This is a genomic window from Mycobacterium sp. TH-M25 (genome assembly GCF_057473665.1).
On sequence record NZ_JBYCLA010000056.1, the window covers coordinates 1 to 5,855 of the forward strand.

Sequence of the window (5,855 nt, forward strand, 5' to 3'; positions counted from 1 at the left end):
TATGACGCGCCTGGCTCAAATACCGCAGCGCCACGGGCGCCCGCCGCACGTCGAAAGTGGTCACCGGCAACGGGCGCAGCACGCCCGCCTCGAACAGCGTCGTCAACTTCGAGAGCATCCGCTCGATGTGATCCGCCCCCGCTTCGAAGAGGTCGAACGCGCGGTCGCGCACGGCGCCGTACTCGGCCGCCACTTCAGTGGCGTCGCGGATGTCGGTCTTACCCATTTCCAGGAACACCCCGCCGGGCTTGACCAGACGCAGTGAGGCGTCGACGAATTCACCGGCCAGCGAGTCCAGCACGACATCCACTCCACGACCGCCGGTCGCGGCACGGAACTTGTCTTCGAACTCCACTGAACGGGAATCACCGATGTGGGCGTCGTCAAAGCCCATTGCCCGCAACGTGTCCCACTTGGGACGGCTGGCAGTAGCGAACACCTCCAGCCCGAAGTACCGCGCCAACTGCACCGCGGCCATGCCGACCCCGCCGGCCGCGGCGTGAATCACAATGCGCTGGCCCGCCGTGACGCCCGCCAGCGCGGTCAGCGCGTAATAGGCGGTGGCGAACACGACCGGTGCGGTCGCCGCTTCGGTGTAGGACCAGCCCGACGGGACGCTCATCAACAGGCGCGCGTCGGTGATCGCCACGGTCCCGGTGCCCTCGGGGAACAAGCCGGTCACCCGGTCGCCGACCGCAAAACGGCTCACGTCGGGTGCGGTTTCGGTCACGACGCCGGACGCTTCGACTCCCATTACGGCGTCCTCGTCGGGGTAGAGACCGAGCGCGATCATCACGTCGCGGAAGTTGGCCGGCATGGTGCGCACCGCAATCCGTACCTGGCCCGGTTCCAGCCGAGCATGGGCGTCCGGAATCGGTTCGAGCACCAAGTTTTCAAACGTGCCCTTGCTGGACATGCCGAGCCGCCACGCATCGCCACCTGGCGGCACCAGCAGCGCGTCCACCGCCCGGCTACCGCGAACCCGACCGGTGTAGACCGTGTCGTGGCGTACCAGCACCTGCGGCTCACCCGCCGCCAGGATTGCGGCGATCGTCGAATCACTCAGTGGTCCATCGGAATCCGCCAGCACAATCCGGCCCGGATGCTCGGTCTGAGCGGAACGCACCAGACCCCACACCGCGGCTCCGGCCAGATCGGTCACGTCCTCCCCGGCTCGCCCGACCGCGCCCCGCGTCGCTATCACCAGGGTGCCGGAGTCGTGCTCGGCGAGCCAGGACTGCAGCGCGGCCAGCGCTTCATGGGTGCGCCGGTAAGTCGAACCCAGCGTGTCATCGTCGGCGGGCTGGGATTGGAACACATCGTAGGATGGTGTGTCGACGTACGGTCCGGACGCCGCGGGCGACCAGACCACTTCGAAGATCCGGTCGGGACCCGAACCCGACACGGCGGCCATCAACTGCTGCCGCGATACCGGGCGGGCCACCATCGATGCGACCGACAGCACCGGAAGCCCCAGCGCGTCAGCTAATTCCACCCTCACCGACGACGGACCCGCGGGCGCGATCCGGGCCCGCACCGACGAGGCACCCGCCGCATGCAGTGAGACACCCTGCCACGAGAACGGCACCAGGACGCCGTCTTTGCCGTCGTGGTCGGCCTCGATAGCGACGATCATCGCGTGCAGCGCGGCATCCAGAACCGCCGGATGAACACCGAATCCGGTCGGCGACACACCGGCATCGCCGGGCAGCGACACGTCGGCGAACACCTCCTCGCCGCGGCGCCACATGGCTGTCAGTCCCTGAAATGCGGGGCCGTACCCGTATCCGCGCGCCGCCAGCCGGTCGTAGAGGCCCTCGATGTCGACGGGTGTCGCGCCCGGCGGCGGCCAGGCGGTCAGGTCGGTGCCGGACTCCGCGGTGCCGGGCCGGACGATGCCCTCAGCATGCCGAGTCCAGCCCGAATGAATGTCGGCGCGGGACAACACCGACACCGCACGGTGACCCGCTTCGTCGGCACCGTCGACGACCACCTGCACGGCCACCGCACCGACCGTCGGGATCACCAGCGGCGCCGCGAGCGTCAACTCGTCGACGACCGAACAGCCGACCTCGTCGCCGGCCCGGATCGCCAACTCGACGAAGCCCGCGCCCGGGAAGATGACCACGCCACCGACCGCATGGTCAGACAGCCAACCCTGCGACTGCGCCGACAGTCGACCGGTCAGCACGACCCCGCCGGACGTCGGCAGGTCCACCACCGCGCCGAGCAGCGCATGCTCACTGGGCGACAGGCCGAGACCCTCGGCGTCCACCGCAGAGTCGTCGGCGGACAGCCAGAAGCGCCGTCGCTCAAAGGCATACGTCGGAAGTTCGACGAACTTCGCGCCGGGCAGCATCGCACGCCAATCGATGCAGACCCCCGACACGAATGCTTGCGTCAGTCCGCTCATCAGGCTGTTCGGTTCGGGACGGTCCTTGCGCAGCAACGGGACCGACACCACCTCGGCGTCGGCCAGCGACTCTTCCACCGACGAGGTGAGACCACCGCCGGGGCCCACCTCGATGAAGTGGGTGGCACCGGTCGAGTTGGCGAAGCGAACACTGTCGGCGAATCGGACGGCCGCCAGGATGTGCCGCGTCCAGTAGTCTGCCGAGGCGAATTCCTCGCCGGCCAGCTCACCGGTCACGTTGGAGATCACCGGGATGCTGACTGGGTTGACGGACAGTTCCCTTGCGGCAGAATTGAATTCGCTGATCATCGGCTGCATCAACGGCGAATGGAACGCATGCGACACCGCGAGCCGGTGGACCCGACGGCCCTGTGCGCGTAGTTGCTCGACGATTCCGTTCACGCCGTCTTCGTCGCCCGACACCACCACCGACGACGGGCCGTTCACCGCGGCGATGCCGACGTTCGCGGTCAGCAGCGGGCGCACCTCGTCCTCGCCTGCCTGCACGGCGACCATCGCGCCGCCGCTCGGCAGGGCCTGCATGAATCGGCCGCGGGCGACCACCAGCAGCGCCGCGTTCTCCAGCGACAGCGCGCCCGCCACGTGCGCCGCAGTGAGCTCACCGACCGAGTGGCCCATCACGAAGTCGGGGCGCACACCCCAGGACTGCAGCAGCCGGTAGAGCGCAACCTCGACGGCGAACAACGCCGGCTGAGCGAATTCAGTTGTGCTCAAAAGGTCTTCGTCATGACCCCACATCACTTCGCGGAGCGGGCGCAGCAGGTGCCGGTCCAGCTCACCGACCACGGTGTTTAACGCTTCGGCGAAGACCGGGTAGGTGGCGTGCAGCCCCATTCCCATACCGAGCCATTGTGAGCCCTGGCCGGGGAACACGAAGACGGTTTTGCCGGGCAGGGCGGTGCCGCTGACCACCGATGTACTTTCGCCGGAGGCGAGTTCGGCCAAGCCGGCCAGCAAATGGTCGCGGTCGTCGCCCAGCGCGACGGCCCGGTGTTCGAATGCCGTGCGGCCCGCCAACGCCCACCCCGCGTCGACGGCAGCCAACTCGTCTCGTGCGCTGATGAATTCGGCCAGGCGTGCGGCCTGAGATTGAAGCGCCGCAGCCGATTTGGCCGTGAGCACCCACGGGATGACGGGTGGCGCAGCGGAGGCTTCCACGGCGGGTGCGTCGACCGCCGGAGGGGCTTCGATGATCACGTGCGCGTTGGTGCCGCTGATGCCGAACGACGACACCCCCGCGCGGCGCGGACGGCCGTCGGACTTCCACGGCTGGGGTTCTGTGAGCAGCTGCACCGAGCCCATCGTCCAATCCACATGCGGGCTGGGCACATCCACGTGCAGGGTCGGCGGCAGCACCTCGTGGCGCATGGCCAGGACCATCTTCATCACGCCCGCGACACCCGCGGCGGCCTGGGTGTGGCCCATATTCGACTTGATCGAACCCAGCCACAGCGGGGTCTGCCGGTCCTGTCCGTAGGTCGCCAGGATCGCCTGGGCCTCAATCGGATCACCCAGCGTAGTGCCGGTACCGTGCCCTTCGACGACGTCGACATCGGCGCTGGTGAGGCCCGCGCTGGTCAGCGCCGAACGGACCACCCGCTGCTGTGAGGGGCCGTTGGGCGCGGTCAGCCCGTTGGAGGCGCCGTCCTGGTTGATCGCCGACCCGCTCACCAAGGCCAGGACGGGGTGGCCGAGGCGCCTGGCGTCGGACAACCGCTCCAGCACCAGCATGCCGCCGCCTTCGGAGAACCCGGTGCCGTCGGCGGCGCCGGCGAACGCCTTGCAGCGTCCGTCGGTGGACAGCCCACGCCAACGGCTGAATTCGACAAAGATGTCGGGTGTGGCGTTGACCGTGACACCACCGGCCAGCGCGAGGTCGGACTCCCCCGACCGCAGCGACTGCGCGGCCATGTGCAAGGTCACCAGCGACGTCGAGCAGGCGGTGTCCACCGACACCGCCGGGCCTTCCAGCCCGAGCACGTAGGAGATCCGGCCCGATGCGACGCTGGACAGCTGGCCGGTCAGCCGGAACCCTTCCACCGGCTTGGCCGAGAACATGCCATAACCCTGTGTCATCAATCCGGCGAAAACTCCGGTGGCGCTGCCTCGCAACGAGGTCGGGTCAATTCCGGCCCGCTCCAATGCCTCCCAGGCCAACTCGAGGAACATCCGCTGCTGGGGATCCATCGCCAGCGCCTCGGAAGGTCCGATACCAAAGAATGCCGGATCGAAATCACCGACGTTTTCGACGAATCCGCCGACGCGGGTGTAGCAGGTCTCGGCGACATCGGGGTCGGGGTTGTAGAGACTGGCCACGTCCCAGCCGCGGTCGCCGGGGAATTCGGTGATGACGTCGCGGCCTTCGATGACCATGTCCCAGAGGTCTTCCGGCGAGTTGACGCCGCCGGGGTAGCGACATGCCATGCCGACGATCGCGATCTGCTCGTCGCCGGTGATCCGCACCGCGGACACGCGCTTGACTTCCTGTGGGACACCGGCGAGTTCGGTGCGGAAGTAGGCGGCCAACCGACTCGGCGTCGGGTAGTCGAAGATCAGCGTCGGTGACAACGCCAGACCGGTGGCGGCTTTGAGGCGGTTGCGCATTTCGACGGCGGTCAGCGAGTCGAAACCCAACTCCTGGAACGCCTTGTCGGGGTCGACGGCCTCGGGTGTGGTGGTGCCCAGCACGGTGGCGATATGCGAGCGCACCAGATCCAGCAGGACCGCGTGCTGCTCGTCCTCAGCCAGCCCGTGAATACGTTGCGCAAGAGCAGATTTTGACTTACTGGCGGCCAGTGAATCGTCGACCCGCCGACGGGTGGGCGCGTTGATCAGATCGATGAACATCGGCGGCACCACGGCGGCATTGGCCCGCAGCGCGGCGGCGTCGATGTGCGCCGGCAGCAGGAACGGCTCGTCGATCACCATCGCGGTGTCGAAAAGCTGCAGCGCGTCGGCCGATGAGAGCGCCCTGACACCGGTGCGGGCCAGCCGGGCCCGGCCCGCCTCGTCGAGTCCGCCCGTCATCTCGCTGGCCTGCGCCCACAGACCCCAGCCCAGCGAGATCCCCGGCAGACCGTGCGCCCGGCGGTGCGCCGCCAAACCATCGAGAAAACCATTGGCCGCCGCATAGTTCGCCTGCCCCGACGACCCCACCAAAGCAGCCATCGAGGAAAACATCACAAACGCCGAGACGTTCAAATCCACCGTCAGCTCATGCAAATTCCACGCAATGTCGACCTTGGCCCGCAACACCGCATCCACCCGCTCCGGCGTCAACGACATCAGCACCGCATCATCGAGCACACCCGCGGCATGGATCACCCCCGACAACGGATGCTGCACCGGAATGTCGGCGATCACCTTCGCCAACGCAGCACGATCCGCAGCGTCACACGCCACCACCGACACCTCGGCACCG

Annotated in this window: 1 protein-coding gene; it reads right to left on the reverse strand. The window is 67.9% G+C overall.

Features of this window, described 5'->3' with window-relative positions; genetic code table 11:
* On the reverse strand, window positions 1–5,855 hold a 5,855-nt coding region (locus AC2VOU_RS02215), incomplete at both ends, for a beta-ketoacyl synthase N-terminal-like domain-containing protein (RefSeq protein ID WP_486955887.1).